The sequence below is a fragment of the Bradyrhizobium sp. NAS96.2 genome (assembly GCF_001908235.1).
GTDB lineage: Bacteria > Pseudomonadota > Alphaproteobacteria > Rhizobiales > Xanthobacteraceae > Bradyrhizobium.
Genome location: NZ_LGHK01000334.1, coordinates 1 through 1,157 on the forward strand (window position 1 = coordinate 1; position 1,157 = coordinate 1,157).

Consider the following 1,157-nt stretch of genomic DNA (forward strand, 5'->3'; position numbering starts at 1 on the left):
CTGCTGTCTACGCTTCACGAGTGACGTTGCCGCCACCCATGCAAGACTCGCTTCCGGCTGGCGGGCTCCGCCTTTGCCGGGAGGGCGTCGAACCCTCTGGGTCACGTTGAAAGGTTTCAGATCACATTCTTCCTCCTTTCCAGGACTTGTCCTGACGCAAGTTGGGCGCACGCAAGGCGGCAGTTCTTCGAGTTAGCGGATATTGCCGCCAATGCCCGGCGCGGCAAGAACGCAGAAGCGGCTGCGGGTGCGACATGAACAAAGCGCGCCTCATTTGACGGTCCTGGAAGCCTGGCTGCGCGATGAGCGTGCCCGCCTGTCGCGCTCTGCATCCGTCGCCGAACCGATCGACTACATGCTCAAACGTTGGGTAAGCCTCCGAGGAGAGCCGCCTTGCCGCGGGCTGGCCTGATGGTTGAGAACTGTACGTATGGACAGCCATACGATCAGTACGCTGAATCGACTGGAAGTGGTTGATACAGGCCGGCGCCGCCGTTGGTCTGAGGAGGAGAAGGCGCGGATTGTTTTAGAAAGCCTGTCCGAGCCCCGCGTGGTTGCGGCGACAGCGCGGCGATACGGCTTGTCGCGTTCTCTGTTGGTGACTTGGCGAAGAGCCTTCGCGGCGACCCGGACTAAATCCGAGGCTGGCTTTGTCAGGGCAGTTGTGGCCGAGGAGGTGCCCGCGGCGTCGGTGGCGGTATCATCGGAGAGCGCGACCGCAGATTCGACGGAGCGTCGGATCGAGATCGAGCTGGCTGGCGGGCGGCGCGTCATTGTCGATGCGGGCGTCGACGTTGAGGCGCTTCGCCGGATCATCGAGATTTTGGATCCACGATGATTCCTGTTCCTACGGGAGTTCGGGTGTGGCTGGCGACGGGCCACACCGACATGCGCAAAGGCTTCGCTTCATTGTCGTTGCAGGTGCAAGAGGTGCTGCGCCGTGATCCGCTGAGTGGTCATTTGTTCTGCTTCCGTGGACGCAGGGGCGATCTATTGAAAGTGATCTGGCATGACGGCCAGGGAGCATGCCTATTTACGAAAAAACTCGAAAGAGGTCGTTTTGCGCGGCGGCGATCAGGGTGAGACTCCAGCGACAATCAGGATGAGACTGCGCCGATGGGGACGGACCGAAGGGAGGGCGTAGCCCGACCGGAGGA

At 61.5% G+C, this 1,157-nt stretch carries 2 protein-coding genes and 1 pseudogene; all 3 read left to right on the top strand.

Translation table 11 applies throughout. From position 1 onward, the window contains the following. Positions 1 to 162: 162 nt before the first annotated feature. Positions 163 to 370: pseudogene (locus AC628_RS42350) on the top strand (IS66 family transposase); the annotation flags it as partial. Positions 371 to 430: 60 nt separating this feature from the next. Further along, positions 431 to 838: an IS66-like element accessory protein TnpA gene (tnpA, locus tag AC628_RS40945; RefSeq protein WP_074132485.1), complete on the top strand. Its 408-nt coding sequence runs from the start codon at positions 431 to 433 to the stop codon at positions 836 to 838. Positions 839 to 861: 23 nt separating this feature from the next. Next, on the top strand, positions 862 to 1,083 hold the full coding sequence (gene tnpB / locus AC628_RS40950; protein ID WP_349510150.1) for an IS66 family insertion sequence element accessory protein TnpB: 222 nt from the start codon (positions 862 to 864) through the stop codon (positions 1,081 to 1,083). Positions 1,084 to 1,157 lie beyond the last annotated feature (74 nt).

Coding starts and splice junctions, on each gene's coding strand:
- tnpA (WP_074132485.1), top strand. CDS start 431: ATGGACAGCCATACGATCAGTACGCTGAATCGACTGGAAGTGGTTGAT.